Raw genomic sequence first — 15110 nt, 5'->3', positions numbered from 1 at the left:
AAAGCCGATCCAAAGCTGTTTCGTTTGCAGTGGCTCCCAGCAGGAGCCAACTTTTATCGCTCGAGAAAGTATTCTACAACGAGTGGAAACATAATGCTGTGTTTATATCCCCTTAATCTTTCACGCCGCAGTAGGCTGCGGCGTGAAATTGACAGGGAATAAATCAGCGATTAATGAATGCCGCCGATCCGGCTGAAACGCACGCCGGTAGGCCACTCGCCTTCCTGTTTTTCAAAGCTCATCCAGATGGCTGTGGCTTTGCCCACCAGATTCTTCTCCGGCACAAAGCCCCAGTAACGGCTGTCCGCGCTGTTGTCACGGTTGTCGCCCATCATGAAGTAATGCCCGGCCGGCACCACCCACTCCGCCAACGGTTTGCCCGGCTGTTGATAGTAAGCGCCCACCCGATCCTGCGCGTCCGGCACGGTCAGGATACGATGCGTAACGTTGCCGAGGCTTTCCTGGCGCTCACGCATGCGAATGCCGCCCGACGGCACGTTATCGTTCAGCGGGATCTGATAGAAGCCGTTGCTGGCCTCGCCCATGCCGCTGCGGCTGAACAGCTGCACGAAGTCGCTCGGCTGCGCATCGGCGTAGGTCACGGCCAGCGCGGTATCGCAGGACTGCCCGCTGTTGCAGGACGGCTGCACCGTGACGCGCTTATTCACCGGATCGTAAGTAATACGGTCGCCCGGCAGGCCAATCACGCGCTTGATATAATCCAGCTTCGGATCCAGCGGATATTTAAATACCGCAATATCGCCACGCTTCGGATGGCCGGTTTCAATGAGCGTCGTCTGGGTAATCGGATCTTTAATGCCGTAGGCATATTTCTCCACCAGAATGAAATCGCCAATCAACAGCGTCGGCATCATTGATCCGGACGGGATCTGGAACGGTTCGTAAATAAACGAACGCACCACAAAGACCAGCAGCAACACCGGGAACACCGATGCGCCAGTCTCTACCCAACCAGGCTGCTTCGCCACTTTCGCCAGCGTTTTATCGTCGACGGCGCCCGCGGTCTGTTCGTTGACCGCCGCGATCTTCGCGCGGCGGGCCGGCGCCCATTTAAAGCGCTCGAAGCACCAGATGATCCCGGTGACCAGAGTGGCCAACGCCAGGACCAGGGCAAACATATTCGCCATGCAAACTCCCTCGTTTCGCGAACTCGTCGCGGTTACTTGCCGTCTTTACCGACGTGCAGAATGGCCAGGAACGCTTCCTGCGGCAGCTCGACGTTGCCGACCTGCTTCATGCGTTTCTTACCGTCTTTCTGTTTCTGCAGCAGCTTTTTCTTACGACTGACGTCACCGCCGTAGCATTTCGCCAGCACGTTTTTACGCAGCTGCTTCACGGTGGAGCGCGCGATGATATGCGTGCCGATCGCCGCCTGAATCGCGATGTCGAACTGCTGACGCGGGATCAGATCTTTCATCTTCTCCACCAGTTCACGGCCGCGGTACTGCGAGTTGTCGCGGTGGGTGATCAGCGCCAGCGCATCCACGCGCTCGTTGTTGATCAGCACGTCCACGCGCACCATGTCGGAGGCCTGGAAGCGCTTGAAGTTGTAATCCAGCGACGCATAACCGCGCGACGTGGACTTCAGGCGGTCGAAGAAGTCGAGCACCACTTCCGCCATCGGGATTTCATAAGTCAGCGCCACCTGGTTGCCGTGGTAGACCATGTTGGTCTGCACGCCGCGCTTCTCAACGCACAGGGTGATGACGTTGCCCAGGTATTCCTGCGGCATCAGCATGTGACATTCGGCGATCGGCTCGCGCAGTTCCTGGATGTTGTTCAGCGGCGGCAGCTTGGACGGGCTGTCGACGTAGATCACTTCTTTGCCGGTGGTTTCCACTTCGTAGACTACCGTCGGCGCGGTGGTGATCAGATCCAGATCGTATTCACGCTCCAGACGCTCCTGAATGATCTCCATGTGCAGCAGACCGAGGAAGCCGCAGCGGAAGCCGAAGCCCAACGCGGTGGAGCTTTCCGGCTCGTAGAACAGGGAAGCGTCGTTAAGGCTCAACTTGCCCAGCGCATCACGGAAAGATTCATAGTCGTCGGAGCTGATTGGGAACAGACCGGCGTACACCTGCGGCTTCACTTTCTTGAAGCCCGGCAGCGCTTTATCCGCCGGCTGACGCGCCTGCGTCAGGGTATCGCCCACCGGCGCGCCGAGGATGTCTTTGATCGCGCAGACCAGCCAACCCACTTCGCCGCAGTTCAGCACGTCGCGATCGACCTGCTTCGGCGTGAAGATGCCCAAACGATCGGCGTTATACACCTGACCGGTGCTCATGACCTTGATCTTGTCGCCCTTGCGCAGGGTGCCGTTCTTGACGCGCACCAGAGACACGACGCCCAGGTAGTTATCGAACCAGGAGTCGATGATCAGTGCCTGCAGCGGCGCATCCGGATCGCCCTGCGGCGGCGGGATGTCGCGCACCAGGCGCTCCAGCACGTCGGGCACGCCGACGCCGGTTTTGGCCGAGCAGCGCACGGCATCGGTGGCGTCGATGCCGACGATGTCTTCGATTTCCTGCGCGGCGCGATCCGGATCGGCGGCCGGCAGGTCGATTTTGTTCAACACCGGCACCACTTCCAGATCCATTTCGATCGCGGTGTAGCAGTTGGCCAGCGTCTGGGCTTCTACGCCCTGGCCGGCGTCCACCACCAGCAGCGCGCCTTCGCAGGCCGCCAGCGAGCGGGAAACTTCATAGGAGAAGTCAACGTGGCCGGGAGTGTCGATAAAGTTAAGCTGATAGGTCTGCCCATCCTGCGCTTTATAATCCAGCGTCACGCTCTGCGCCTTGATGGTGATGCCGCGCTCACGCTCCAGATCCATGGAATCGAGCACCTGCGCAGCCATTTCACGGTCGGTCAAGCCACCGCAGATTTGGATAATGCGGTCAGACAGCGTCGACTTACCGTGGTCAATATGGGCAATAATGGAGAAATTTCGTATATGCTTCATTATAAAAGTTTTTCTGCCTTGGTATTTCTGAATTACTCGCCTATAGAAACCCGCATGGACCTAAAGCGACAGTGAATGGGTGAGGCCGTCTTGCACCTGAATCGCTGCATTCTACATGCCACACCACTGAAAACCTAGCGATCGGTGCAGTGAAGGCATTCTATTATGCGCCGCTAAATGTTACAGGGCGCCCCGGCGGGTGAAAACAGATGTTAACGCGGACGATGCGGCCTGAACCCAAGGCTTGCCGGTGCTTCGTGGCCGTCAAACTCCGGCACTAATACATAACCGGCCACGGCGCAATAAACCCTCTCCGAAATTATAAAAAAAGAATATTTGGATCAACCTCTTAGAATTCCATTTTGCCCCACTTCCTTTAGGAAAAACCCCATATACGCCACCACCGTCCCTCGGATAGAAAGGGCATGAGCTCCGCGACAAAACATTATTCAGGGCACTACATCGGCAGCCCACCGGGGTTCACCAGCATATCTGCGTACGTTGATTGGAAGGTGCATTATGATCGATAAAGGGCAAATGCTGAGCCGGCACGATTTTTCAAAGGTCAACTGGGGCATACTGGCGGCGGCGGCGCTGCTGTTTAGTGTGGGGGCGGCGCTGTTGGTGCTGCCGCTGCTGAGCAGCATTGACGAGAGCCAGGTCATCACGCTGTTGCAGGCCGGCGCGGGCACGATTTTACTCGGCTGTACGCTGCTGGCGCTGCGGCATTATCTGCGTCCGGCGCTGACTTATCGTCTGTACGAGCACGGCGTGCGGGTCTTTGACAGCCACCATCACAAAGAGCGTTTCATCCCGTTTGAGAAGATCAGCGACATCTATCGCTTTCGCGGCGGCCAGGCTTTTGGCGGGCTGTTTGACGTTACGGCGTTCCGCGCCGGTGCGGATCAGCCCTGGTGCACGGTTTTCAGCAACGTCGCCCACTCGTGGCGATTGGCGGACGTAATCGTCGACCAACAGCTGCAGCAGCGCGGGCCGCTGGCGCTGAATGCGCTCTATCAGGGGGGGACGGTGTCGTTTCACACCATAGAGGGCGACGCGCGCTGGCTGTGGCAGTTGCTGCTCGGCAAGCGGCAAGGCACGCCGGCCGAAACGCTGCGGCTGAGCGCCACCCTGCTGACGACGGAACGGGGAAACGTGCCTATCGAACAGATCCGCACGTTGGAAAATCATCCGCAGCGCGGCATCCGCTTATTCGATGGCCAGGGAAATGTGCTGTTCGCGATTAACTACGATTCGCTGCTCAGCGCCGATCTGTTCATCGCGCTGTTGGAGCATATGATCCACAACCGCATCCCCGCCTATCACAACCCGGCGATGACGCGGCCATCGGTTTAAATCAGCGGGGAGTTTTCCGCCTGCATGCGCATCGCGGTAGGCGGCAACCCAATCTGCAGCACCACCGGCTGGTAATCGGCCTGCTCACCCAGACGTCGAGCCAAGCGGCGAGCCAGCATAAAGGCCGCACCACCGCCCAATACGGCGCCGACTGCCGCCGAGGCGTCGCTGCCGAAACAATATTGCAGCAATGTGCCGCCCAACATCATGCCCAGCAGCGGCGTCAGGTAAACCAGCATGGCGGAGCGCAGCAGGCTGCCTTCCGCGATGCCGACCTCGACGCGCTGCCCCGGTTCGAGCGGCTGATCGATATGTACCTGCAGCTGATGCTCGGTTTCCGGCACCAGCTCGTTCAGCGCACGCGCGCCACAGCCGGAGCGCGCGGTGCAGCTGCCGCAGCCGGCCTTGGGTTCACAGCGCAGCAGCGCTACGCCCTGTTGCCACGATACCACCGTGGCCCACTCTTTCATCATTACGGCGATACCTTGAAAGAAATGCTGTCGGCGATGCGCTTGGCCGTCGCCGGCGGCAATTCGCCCACAATCGTGATTTCGTTGCCCGCGCGCACTTCGGTCTGAATGGTGCGGCGCCCCTGACGGTAGTACTGCTGCCCGGCGCCGCTGCCCGCCGGGCTGACGTTGACCGAGAAGCTGAACAGACCGTCGCTGTAGAGCCGGGACTCCACCGGCACGGCGACGTTCGGCAATTTGCGGCGATTGCGCGCCACCTCGTCCACGCCGGCCGGCAGCCAGCCGGTGCTCCAGCTGAGCTGGACGTTTTCCACCGCCGGCAGCGACAGCAGCGGCGGCAAATTGGCTTTGAGCAGCCCCTGCATCGCGCCCTGCACGTCGGCGCCGACCGCGAAGGAGATCACCCGATATTGCTCCAGCGTTTCGCCGTCGCGATCGAGCAGATCCACCCGCAGCGGCAGCTTGGTGTCTTCGTCCATCCAAACGATGTAGCTGTAGCGGGAACCGTCGCGCGCCACCACGCGCAGCACTTCACACGGCCGATCGGCGATGCGGGTGCTGCCCACGGAGATGAAGTCGTAATACTTCGCCAGACGAGTGAAATCAGCATAGACGATCGCCGGCAGCGCATCGACGATGTGATCGCCGGTGAGCGTGAACGGTTCCAGACCGGGTTCGAAGTAGCTGATCCCGCCGCCGCGCTGCAACACTTCGCGGCGCGGGCCGTCCATATGCAGCAGCTGGCCGAGCGGCACGTTGCCGATCACCGCATGGCGATAGCGCAACGACTCGATTCCCTGCTTGCTGACGCTGATGTAGGCGAGCTCGTAATTGAGAGAACGGCTGGCGCTGCTCATCTGTTGCAATAACGCCCCGGACGCAGTTGGCTGCGCCGGGGCGATGCTGGAATAGAGCAGGCTGCCCGTCAATAAACAAACGGAGAACCAGATTTGCTTCATTACTGCTGTTGCATTCCTAAAGACTGAGTTCCGGGAACCTGAATGGCAGCCTGTTGCGGGTTGCCTTGCTCAAGCTGCAGCTGATCCGAATGCAGGCGACGTTGCAGTTCATAGTCCTGCAGCATGGCGTTGATACGCTTGCGCTGTTCCTGCACCTGCTGCTGTTGGCCGCTGCCGGTGGAGAAACTGTCGGCAGGTACGCCCAGGCTGACCGGCGAGGCCTGGCCCATGATCGGCAGCGTGGTGAAGGCCGGCGATTCGGACGCGTTCGATGGCGCAGAAGGCTGGTTGTACTGCTGCACGCCGACGATCACCGCCAGCGACACGCAGGCCGCCATGCCGATTTGCGTAATCTGGCTCGCCCAAGGACGCACTTTGTCCCAGAACGGCATTTTCTGCCAGGTGTGAGGCTGCGGCTGAGATTCCTGAACGGCGGAAGGCACCAGCCGGGCGGGTTCTTTCTCAAGTGCAGCGGCGACGCGATCGGCGATGTCGAGATGCATCACTTGCCCGACATCACCTCGCAGTGTGTCACGTATCAGGTGATAGCTCTGCCAGCTTTGTTGAAGCGTTCGATCTTGCGACAGAGAACTCAACAGCTCGCTGTCGAACGATTCACCATCCATCAGAGCGGAAAGCTTTTCTTTCTGCATGCCTAAGTACCCTTCCTGTGCCCGCCATTGCTAACGCTGGATCAGCGGTTGAACTTTATTATCGATAGCTTCCCGGGCGCGGAAAATACGCGAACGTACGGTTCCGACCGGGCAATCCATGATGGCGGCTATCTCTTCGTAGCTTAGACCATCCAACTCCCGCAGGGTAATCGCCATGCGAAGATCCTCAGGGAGCGACTCAATGGTACGGAAAACTATCTGTCTCAGCTCTTCTGACAACATTAAGTTCTCAGGGTTCGAAATTTCTTTCAGTGCGCCCGCACTTTCGTAATTTTCCGCATCGTTGGCGTCCACATCACTGGATGGCGGACGGCGCCCCTGAGCAACCAGATAATTCTTTGCCGTGTTCACGGCGATTCGATACAACCAGGTATAAAAAGCGCTGTCGCCACGGAACGATTCCAGTGCGCGATAGGCCTTGATAAACGACTCCTGCACCACATCGGGCACATCGCCCTGCGGCACATAGCGGGAAACGAGACTCGCCACCTTATGCTGATAGCGCACTACCAGTAGGTTAAACGACTTCTGGTCGCCCTTTTGGACCCGCTCGACCAGAACTTGATCCGTTAACTGCTCGCTCATCCGAGGTAAACTCTCCCCAAATCCGTCTCCACGCGTAAAATTGTACTGCCAGCCATACATTATTTTCCTGAGCAAGCACTCGCTTGGAGTTCATATAGAACACGAAGTTCCATATCGCCATTGTTTTTTCTGTTGATGTCACCCTATCCGTGGCTTTTGCCCGGACAGTTAGGCTAACATGAAATTCACTCTTCTTCTGCACACATCATACGTTATGCAACCATCATCTGAACATGTTAGCGATGTCCTGATCGTCGGCAGCGGCGCTGCGGGCCTGTCACTGGCGCTGCGCCTGGCGCAGCATTGCAAGGTTACCGTCCTCAGCAAGGGGCCGCTCAGCGAGGGCGCCACCTTTTACGCCCAGGGCGGGATCGCCGCGGTGTTCGATGAGACGGACAGCATTGCCTCACACGTTGATGACACTTTGATTGCCGGCGCCGGCCTGTGCGACAAAGAGGCCGTCGAATTCATCGCCGGCAACGCGCGCCACTGCGTGCAGTGGCTGATCGATCAGGGCGTGCTGTTCGACACCGAGGTCAACGCGCAGGGCGAGGCGCATTATCACCTCACGCGCGAAGGCGGCCACAGCCATCGCCGCATCCTGCACGCCGCGGACGCTACCGGTAAGGAAGTAGAGACCACGCTGGTGGGGAAAGCAAGCGCTCACCCCAATATTTGCGTGATGGAACGCCGCAACGCGGTTGACCTTATCACCTCGAACAAAATCGGCCTGCCGGGCACCCGCCGAGTGGTGGGCGCTTACGTCTGGAACCGCGAGCTGGAACGGGTGGAAACCTACCGAGCCAAAACGGTGGTGCTGGCCACCGGCGGCGCGGCCAAGGTGTACCAATACACCACCAACCCGGACATCTCCTCCGGCGACGGCATCGCCATGGCCTGGCGCGCCGGCTGCCGGGTCGCCAACCTGGAATTCAACCAGTTCCACCCGACCTGCCTGTTCCATCCGCAGGCGCGCAACTTTCTGCTGACCGAAGCGCTGCGCGGCGAAGGGGCTTACCTGAAGCGCCCGGACGGCAGCCGCTTTATGCCGGATTTCGATCCGCGTGGCGAACTGGCCCCGCGCGATATCGTCGCCCGCGCCATCGACCATGAAATGAAGCGCCTGGGCGCCGACTGCATGTACCTGGACATCAGCCACAAGCCGGCGGAATTCATCACTCAGCACTTCCCGATGATCCACGAAAAGCTGCTGACGCTGGGCTTCGATCTGACCCGGCAACCGATCCCCATCGTTCCGGCGGCGCACTACACCTGCGGCGGCGTGATGGTCGATCAGCATGGCCGCACCGATCTCGACGGGCTGTACGCCATCGGCGAGGTCAGCTACACCGGCCTGCACGGCGCCAACCGCATGGCGTCGAATTCGCTGCTGGAGTGCCTGGTTTACGGTTGGTCGGCGGCGGAAGACATTCTGCAGCGCCTGCCGTTCATCCAGCAGGCCAAACAGGTGCCGCACTGGGATGAGAGCCGGGTGGATGATGCGGACGAACGGGTGGTGATCCAGCACAACTGGCACGAGCTGCGGCTGTTCATGTGGGATTACGTCGGCATCGTGCGCACCACCAAGCGGCTGGAGCGCGCCCTGCGCCGCATCAACACGCTGCAGGCGGAAATCGACGAGTACTACGCGCACTTCCGCATCTCCAACAACCTGCTGGAGCTGCGCAATCTGGTGCAGGTGGCCGAGCTTATCGTGCGCAGCGCCATGGCGCGCAAAGAGAGCCGCGGCCTGCACTACACGCTGGACTACCCGGATTTGCTGCCGGAAGCGCTGCCGACCATTTTGCAGCCTTAAACTCTGCGACAGGGCGCCTTATCGGCGCCCTTTTCTTTTCAGTAGAACAGATAGAAGTCAGTGATCAACCGGCGGAAATCGTCGGTATAGCTGCCGTCGGCCTGTTTGATCGCCAGCGCCTGCTCCCGCAGCGGCGTTTCCCGCCGCGTCAGCGCCAGCAACACCCGGTGCAGCGGCGTATCGGCCCGATCGCTGACGTTCACTTTCGCCGCCGTGTGCCAACCGCTTTGCTGCGCCAGGCGTTCGAATTCGGCGCCGATGTCGTGCGGCAGCACCACGCAAAACGTCCCCTGCGCGGCCAGCAGCTCCGCCGCGCAGGCCAACAGCGCGTCGTGCGTCAGGGTTTCGGTGTAGCGCGCGTTGTGGCGTGCCTGGTCGCGGCAGGCCACCGCCGGCTCGAAATACGGCGGATTGCTGACGATCAGATCATACTCAGCGGCATGCTGCTGCGCATAATGGTGAATATCCTGCGCATGCACGCGGATGCGCTGCGGCCACGGCGATTCCGCCGCGTTTTCGCGCGCCTGGCCGGCGGCGGCTTCATCCAGCTCCACCGCGTCGATGGTCACTTCGTCGCCGCTGCGCTGCGCCAGCATCAGCGCGATCAGCCCGCTGCCGCTGCCGATGTCCAGCACCCGGCGCGCCTGCCCCAGCGGCGCCCAGGCGCCGAGCAGCACCCCGTCGGTGCCCACTTTCATGGCGCAACGATCGTGGGCGACAAAGAATTGTTTAAAGGTAAAACCCCCGCGGCGCGGGGTAAAATCGGCTTTCGATCGCTTGCTCACACTCACCACCCGGCTATAAAACTGGCGTAGCATAAGGCAATCTGATCGGCGGGAAAAGAGCGGCTTTCCGCTTAAATAGGTGAAGATCGCGGCCAACCCGTCTATAATCGGCGCCCCAAGTAGAGGTAGACCATGACAGCAACCACTTTTTCCGAACTCGAACTCGATGATCGCCTGATCGACGCGCTGCGCGACAAAGGCTACGATCGCCCCACCGCCATTCAGGCCGCTGCGATCCCGCCGGCGATGGACGGGCGCGACGTCTTAGGTTCGGCTCCGACCGGCACCGGCAAAACCGCCGCCTTCCTGCTGCCCGTGTTGCAGCACCTGCTGGACTTTCCACGCAAGAAATCCGGCCCGCCGCGCGTGCTGATCCTGACGCCAACGCGCGAGCTGGCGATGCAGGTCGCCGACCAGGCGCGTGAATTGGCTGCTCATACCTCGCTGGATATCGCCACCATCACCGGCGGCGTCGCTTACATGAACCACGCGGAAGTGTTCAGCGAAAACCAGGACGTGGTGGTCGCCACCACCGGCCGCTTGCTGCAATACATTAAAGAAGAGAACTTCGACTGCCGCGCGGTGGAAACCCTGATCCTCGACGAAGCCGACCGCATGCTCGACATGGGCTTCGCGCAGGACATCGAAACCATCTCCGCCGAAACCCGCTGGCGCAACCAGACGCTGCTGTTCTCCGCCACGCTGGAAGGCGAAGCGATCCGCGAATTCGCCGAACGCATCCTGAAAGAGCCGGTGGAAGTGGAAGCCGATCCGTCGCGCCGCGAACGCAAGAAGATCCTGCAGTGGTACTACCGCGCCGATGACGTGCAGCACAAAACCGCGCTGCTGATCCACCTGCTGAAACAGCCGGACGTGCAGAAATCTGTGATTTTCGTGCGCAAGCGCGAGCGCGTGCATGAGCTGGCCACCTGGCTGCGCGAAGCGGGCATCAACACCTGCTATCTCGAAGGCGAGATGGTGCAGGCCAAACGCAACGAAGCGGTCAAACGCATGATGGATGGCCGGGTTAACGTGCTGGTGGCCACCGACGTTGCCGCGCGCGGCCTGGATATCCTCGATATCACCCACGTGTTCAACTTCGACATGCCGCGCACTGCGGATACCTACCTGCACCGCATCGGGCGTACCGGCCGTGCCGGGCGCAAAGGCACCGCCATTTCGCTGGTGGAAGCGCACGACCATCTGCTGCTGGGCAAAGTGGGCCGTTACCTGAACGAGCCGCTGAAAGCGCGCGTGATCGACGAACTGCGGCCGAAAACCAAGGTGCCGAACGAGAAGAGCAACGGCAAGCCATCGAAGAAAGTGCTGGCCAAACGCGCGGAAGATAAAGCGAAGAACAAAGAGAAGGCCAAGGTGAAAGTGCGCCATCGCGACGCCAAAAACGTCGGCAAACGCCGTCAGGCGAAGGCCAAACCGGCCGGCGACGCAGAATAACCACCGCTGCCTAAGAAAAAACCGCCTGTACAGGCGGTTTTTTTATGGGCGTTTACTGCTGCGCGTAATGCGTGGCCAGGCGGCGCCCCTGCAGCCATTTATCCAGCTCGCGGAACTGCGCCTTCAGCTCGTCATTCTGCAAATGCGCCGGCGTTTGCGAGAAATAAAACTGGAACGCATAACCCTGCTGATTGCGCGCCTGGGCATCGGCCCCGGCCTGCAACAGCAACAGCGCCAGATGCGGCGCGTTGATCTTCGCCGCCAGATGCAGCGGGGTATCCCCCAGCCGATCGCTCAGGGTGGTGTCCGCCCCGGCCGCCAGCAACAACCGCAGTTGCTCCTCGCGCCCGGCCAGCACCGCCGCCGCAAGCGGCGTGGCGCCGGTAACGGCATTGCGCACGTTCACCTGCGCCCCTTCAGCCAGCAGCAACCGCAGATACTGCGCGTCTTGCAGTATCGCCGCGGTGTGCAGCGCGCTGTTGCCGTCCAGCCCCGCTATCGACGGGTCGGCCCCGAGATCCAGCAACGCCTGCACGCTGGCCGGCTGCTGCGAAAGCACCGCCCACTGCAACAGCGTGACCTGCCGATCGCCCCGTTCGCGCAAGCGATCCTGCGTAGCCTGCGCATGGATGCCCTGCGCATCGCCGCGCGCCACCGCCTGAGCCAGCGCCAGGTTGCCGCGGCCGTCAAACGGTGAAATCTCCTGCCCCATCTGTTGCTCCTTAGCCATCATCAGTAAACCGGTCACCGCGACCAGCGCCAGTAAGGCTATCGCCAGCGCTCGCCGCAAGCGACGCCCTTCAGGCATTGGCCTTCGCCTCCCACGGCTTTTGTTCCGCCATCGAGCTTATCACCTTGTCGATGCCGTGCGCCGTCAGGCTACGATCCAGATGCTTGCTCGGCCGCCAGTCATCGATACCGGTCAGGGTATCGTTGTTGGCCAGGGTGATGTTGTGGCCAATGGCGTCCGGGATCAGCGAAGTCGACTCCTGGGTGCTGGTCAGCATGTCATATTGTTCGCTGTAACGACGGATGCCGCCGGCTTCGGCGTCTTTCTTCGCCGCCGCCGGATCGATACCCAGGCGATTCAGCGTGTAATCTGACACCCCGGCCGCATTGAAGGTGACCGCGACGGTGCCGGTCGCCAGCGCCGCCGTGGCCGCCAGACCGCCGCCGAGCGAATGACCGGCGATCACCAGCGCATCGCCGAAGGCCGCCTTGGCGCTTTTGGCGGCGGCAACCGCCTGATTGTACTGCACATCATCATAGCCCGTCGCTTGCCGCACGTTGCTCAGCCAGTCGCGCCAGTCGTTGGTGCCGGCAAACGCCAACACATACTGCTTGTCGTTGCTGTAAACCCCGGCCTGGAAACCGCTGCCTGCGTCGTGCAGGCTGGCGGGATCGATGCCGAAACCGAGCAGCGCGCTGTCGCTCAAGCGGTTGAACCCAGCGGCGCCCTGACCGTTCAGTGAATAAACGTCCTTGGCCAACAGCGCCAACGCATAATCACCCTCCTGCGATTGCTGCCCCCGGGTCACGCCCGGCGCTGCCGCCGCCGTCGGCGCCGCCGCGGAGATATCGCCGACCAGCGTATTCAACATGGCCTGCGCATTGAGCGAGTTCTGAGAGGGAGTGGCCACCGGCGCCGGATTTGCCGGCGCTGCCGCGGGCTGCGCCGCCGTCACCGTCTCGGCAACGGCGCGAGGTGTAGGGATCGCGGCCACCGGGGATACTGCAGAGGTAAAACTTAAAGGCATACTCATGCCGACTCCTTGTCGATAGACTTTTTATTGAGCACCTGAATAGGTGCTGATTTAGCTATCGGCAGGTCGGATGAGTTCTGTATTAGAAATGCTTATCTTTGTACAGAATGTGATCCGCATTCCGTTTTCGGCCGTCAAACGCAAGAAAGGGAGCCGAAGCTCCCTGATTGACAGCGCCGCAAATTACAGGCTTTCGGTAAAGGTGCGGGCGATAACGTCGCGCTGCTGTTCCGGCGTCAGGGAATTGAAGCGCACCGCATAACCGGACACGCGGATAGTCAGCTGCGGGTATTTTTCCGGGTGCTTGACCGCGTCTTCCAGGGTTTCGCGACGCAGCACGTTGACGTTCAGGTGCTGACCGCCTTCCACACGCACGGTCGGCTGCATTTCCAGCGGCACTTCACGGTATTCGATCTGGCCCAGGTCGCTCACTGCGACAACCTGATCTTCCGCGTAGTTGGCCTTGGCGCACACGCAGCGGGCTTCCGCTTTTTCATCGTCCAGCAGCCAGAAAGAATTCACCAGCGCCTGGTCGTTCGCTTTGGTAATTTGAATACCGGTAATCATTATGTTGCCTCCGTACAAGGGCGTAAAAATTCACGTCGTGAGAAAACCCAATCCTGGTTTCGGCCATTTGGTAAAACCATTGTTGTCTTGTTGTTCTGTATACCAGCCTGACCGGGCCAGTTCCTTGATTAAAGTCAATTTTTACCGGGTAGGTGCAGGGCATGAAGGGGCAAATTTATGTTTTATATCAATTTTCCCACCGCGACAAAAACCAATTATTTTTGTAAATTTTCAAAAATAATTGCATGGCGCGCGGAGGCGAGAAATGAAAAGCGGGTTTCGCTGCGCGAGCCGACACGGTAAGCTATAGCCCATGAATTGCTAAAGAAAACAAAGGAGAGCGTTTATGGCCACCTCCCTCACCTGGCATGACGTGATCGGCAAAGAGAAAGAGCAGCCCTATTTTGTTGAAACGCTCGCCTTTGTTGCCGCTGAACGTCAGGCTGGTAAGACCATTTATCCACCGCAGAAAGACGTGTTCAACGCGTTCCGCTTTACCGAACTGGCGGACGTCAAGGTCGTCATCCTCGGCCAGGATCCGTATCACGGGCCCAATCAGGCGCATGGCCTCTCTTTCTCGGTGCGCCCCGGCGTGCCGGCGCCGCCGTCGCTGGTGAATATGTATAAAGAGCTGGCGACCGACATTCCCGGTTTCGAACGCCCGGATCACGGCTACCTGCAAAGCTGGGCCGAACAGGGGGTGCTGCTGCTCAACACCGTGCTGACGGTAGAGGGCGGCCGCGCGCACTCGCACGCCAATCTGGGCTGGGAAACCTTTACCGATAAGGTGATCGCCGCCCTGAACGAGAACCGCGAAGGCGTGGTGTTCCTGCTGTGGGGCTCGCACGCGCAGAAGAAAGGCAACTTTATCGACCGCAACCGCCACCACGTGCTGAAAGCGCCGCACCCATCGCCGCTTTCCGCCCACCGCGGTTTCCTCGGCTGCCGCCACTTCTCGCAGGCCAATCAGCTGCTGGAGCAGCAAGGGCTCACGCCGATCGACTGGATGCCGCGCCTGCCGCAGGCGTAGCCCAGAGACAAAAAAGGCACCCTTGGGTGCCTTTCTTTATATCGTTGCCGGAGCGATTACGCCTTGGCCTTGGAGACCGCGACCATCGCAGGGCGCAGCAGGCGGCCGTTCAGCGTATAGCCTTTCTGCATCACCATCATCACGTGGTTCGGCTGGTGATCGGCGGATTCCATCATGCTCATCGCCTGATGCACTTCCGGGTTGAACGGCACGTTGACGTCGCCGACGATTTCGATGCCGTACTTGCGCACCACGTCCAGCAGCGATTTCAACGTCAGCTCGATGCCTTCAATCATTGCGGCCAGTTCCGGATTGTTTTTATCCGCCAGATCCAGCGCGCGCTCCAGGTTGTCGATCACCGGCAGCAGATCGCCGGAGAATTTCTCCAGGGCGAACTTGTGCGCTTTCTCGACGTCCAGTTCGGCGCGGCGACGGATGTTTTCCGCTTCCGCTTTGGCGCGCAGCAGGCTGTCGCGCTCTTGCTGCTGAGCTTCCGCCAGTTGGGCTTCCAGTTCGGCGATACGCGCATCGCGCAGATCGACGCCTTCCGCCGCTTCCGGCAGCGTATCCTCGTGATGAGCGTGTTGTTCCATTTCTTCCGAGACTTGCTCGTTTGGCGTCTTCTGTTCTTTACTACTCATGAATATCTCCGCGTTTTAGCATTAATCTC

Annotated in this window: 15 protein-coding genes; 4 read left to right on the top strand and 11 right to left on the bottom strand. The window is 60.2% G+C overall.

Features of this window, described 5'->3' with window-relative positions:
• Nucleotides 1-170: 170 nt before the first annotated feature.
• Together lepB and lepA are read right to left on the bottom strand one after the other, a co-directional pair.
• Nucleotides 171-1148: a signal peptidase I gene (gene lepB, locus ACJ8KE_RS19780; RefSeq protein WP_016929791.1), complete on the bottom strand. Its 978-nt coding sequence runs from the start codon at nucleotides 1146-1148 to the stop codon at nucleotides 171-173.
• Between the two features lie 32 nt (nucleotides 1149-1180).
• Nucleotides 1181-2980 carry a translation elongation factor 4 gene (gene lepA, locus ACJ8KE_RS19775; RefSeq protein ID WP_004929150.1) on the bottom strand — a complete coding sequence of 600 codons (1800 nt, stop codon included), beginning with the start codon at nucleotides 2978-2980 and terminating at the stop codon, nucleotides 1181-1183.
• A gap of 519 nt (nucleotides 2981-3499) precedes the next feature.
• Between lepA and ACJ8KE_RS19770 the strand changes: the two genes are divergently transcribed.
• Nucleotides 3500-4336, top strand: coding sequence for a hypothetical protein (locus tag ACJ8KE_RS19770; RefSeq protein ID WP_016929793.1), 837 nt, complete (start codon nucleotides 3500-3502; stop codon nucleotides 4334-4336).
• Here the strand turns inward: ACJ8KE_RS19770 and rseC are convergent.
• Genes rseC through rpoE form a run of 4 tightly spaced genes read right to left on the bottom strand, consistent with a single transcriptional unit; the run spans nucleotide 4333 to nucleotide 7024 of the window.
• On the bottom strand, nucleotides 4333-4809 hold the full coding sequence (rseC, locus tag ACJ8KE_RS19765; RefSeq protein WP_004929144.1) for a SoxR-reducing system protein RseC: 477 nt from the start codon (nucleotides 4807-4809) through the stop codon (nucleotides 4333-4335). The two genes, ACJ8KE_RS19770 and rseC, sit on opposite strands and share 4 nt — an antisense overlap.
• Entirely contained in the window at nucleotides 4809-5765 is a 957-nt protein-coding gene (gene rseB, locus ACJ8KE_RS19760) for a sigma-E factor regulatory protein RseB (protein WP_016929794.1), read from the bottom strand. Before rseB ends, rseC begins: the two co-directional genes overlap by 1 nt.
• Nucleotides 5765-6418 (bottom strand): anti-sigma-E factor RseA, encoded by a 654-nt coding sequence (gene rseA, locus ACJ8KE_RS19755; protein ID WP_016929795.1) that lies wholly within the window; start codon nucleotides 6416-6418, stop codon nucleotides 5765-5767. The genes rseB and rseA overlap by 1 nt, the downstream gene beginning before the upstream one ends.
• Nucleotides 6419-6448: 30 nt before the next feature.
• Nucleotides 6449-7024: an RNA polymerase sigma factor RpoE gene (gene rpoE, locus ACJ8KE_RS19750; protein ID WP_004929136.1), complete on the bottom strand. Its 576-nt coding sequence runs from the start codon at nucleotides 7022-7024 to the stop codon at nucleotides 6449-6451.
• Between the two features lie 214 nt (nucleotides 7025-7238).
• Here rpoE and nadB point away from each other — a divergent pair, with 214 nt between their 5' ends.
• Entirely contained in the window at nucleotides 7239-8840 is a 1602-nt protein-coding gene (gene nadB, locus ACJ8KE_RS19745) for an L-aspartate oxidase (RefSeq protein ID WP_016929796.1), read from the top strand.
• A gap of 38 nt (nucleotides 8841-8878) precedes the next feature.
• Here the strand turns inward: nadB and trmN are convergent, their stop codons facing one another.
• Nucleotides 8879-9658, bottom strand: a complete 780-nt coding sequence (gene trmN, locus ACJ8KE_RS19740; RefSeq protein WP_079450449.1) for a tRNA(1)(Val) (adenine(37)-N(6))-methyltransferase TrmN — start codon at nucleotides 9656-9658, stop codon at nucleotides 8879-8881.
• 99 nt (nucleotides 9659-9757) lie between these two features.
• Between trmN and srmB the strand changes: the two genes are divergently transcribed.
• Complete coding sequence (srmB, locus tag ACJ8KE_RS19735) at nucleotides 9758-11080, top strand: ATP-dependent RNA helicase SrmB (protein ID WP_016929798.1); 1323 nt, start codon at nucleotides 9758-9760, stop codon at nucleotides 11078-11080.
• Nucleotides 11081-11132: 52 nt separating this feature from the next.
• On the opposite strand, the gene ACJ8KE_RS19730 is transcribed toward srmB, so the two are convergent.
• The 3 genes from ACJ8KE_RS19730 to grcA all read right to left on the bottom strand — a co-directional run bounded on the left by ACJ8KE_RS19730 (nucleotide 11133) and on the right by grcA (nucleotide 13410).
• The gene (locus ACJ8KE_RS19730) at nucleotides 11133-11888 is read right to left on the bottom strand and encodes an ankyrin repeat domain-containing protein (RefSeq protein ID WP_274985047.1); all 756 of its coding nucleotides are present in this window, start codon (nucleotides 11886-11888) and stop codon (nucleotides 11133-11135) included.
• Nucleotides 11881-12843, bottom strand: coding sequence for a phospholipase (locus ACJ8KE_RS19725; RefSeq protein ID WP_274985048.1), 963 nt, complete (start codon nucleotides 12841-12843; stop codon nucleotides 11881-11883). The genes ACJ8KE_RS19730 and ACJ8KE_RS19725 overlap by 8 nt, the downstream gene beginning before the upstream one ends.
• Before the next feature lie 183 nt (nucleotides 12844-13026).
• On the bottom strand, nucleotides 13027-13410 hold the full coding sequence (gene grcA, locus ACJ8KE_RS19720; RefSeq protein WP_004929114.1) for an autonomous glycyl radical cofactor GrcA: 384 nt from the start codon (nucleotides 13408-13410) through the stop codon (nucleotides 13027-13029).
• A gap of 346 nt (nucleotides 13411-13756) precedes the next feature.
• On the opposite strand from grcA, the gene ung reads away from it, so the two are divergent.
• Nucleotides 13757-14440 carry a uracil-DNA glycosylase gene (gene ung, locus ACJ8KE_RS19715; RefSeq protein ID WP_004929112.1) on the top strand — a complete coding sequence of 228 codons (684 nt, stop codon included), beginning with the start codon at nucleotides 13757-13759 and terminating at the stop codon, nucleotides 14438-14440.
• 56 nt (nucleotides 14441-14496) lie between these two features.
• Here the strand turns inward: ung and grpE are convergent, their stop codons facing one another.
• The gene (grpE, locus tag ACJ8KE_RS19710) at nucleotides 14497-15081 is read right to left on the bottom strand and encodes a nucleotide exchange factor GrpE (protein WP_016929801.1); all 585 of its coding nucleotides are present in this window, start codon (nucleotides 15079-15081) and stop codon (nucleotides 14497-14499) included.
• Between the last annotated feature and the right edge of the window lie 29 nt (nucleotides 15082-15110).

This window comes from Serratia sp. CY56464 (assembly GCF_052168435.1).
GTDB classification, from domain to species: domain Bacteria; phylum Pseudomonadota; class Gammaproteobacteria; order Enterobacterales; family Enterobacteriaceae; genus Serratia; species Serratia marcescens.
This window is presented reverse-complemented; position numbering and strand designations above follow the sequence as displayed.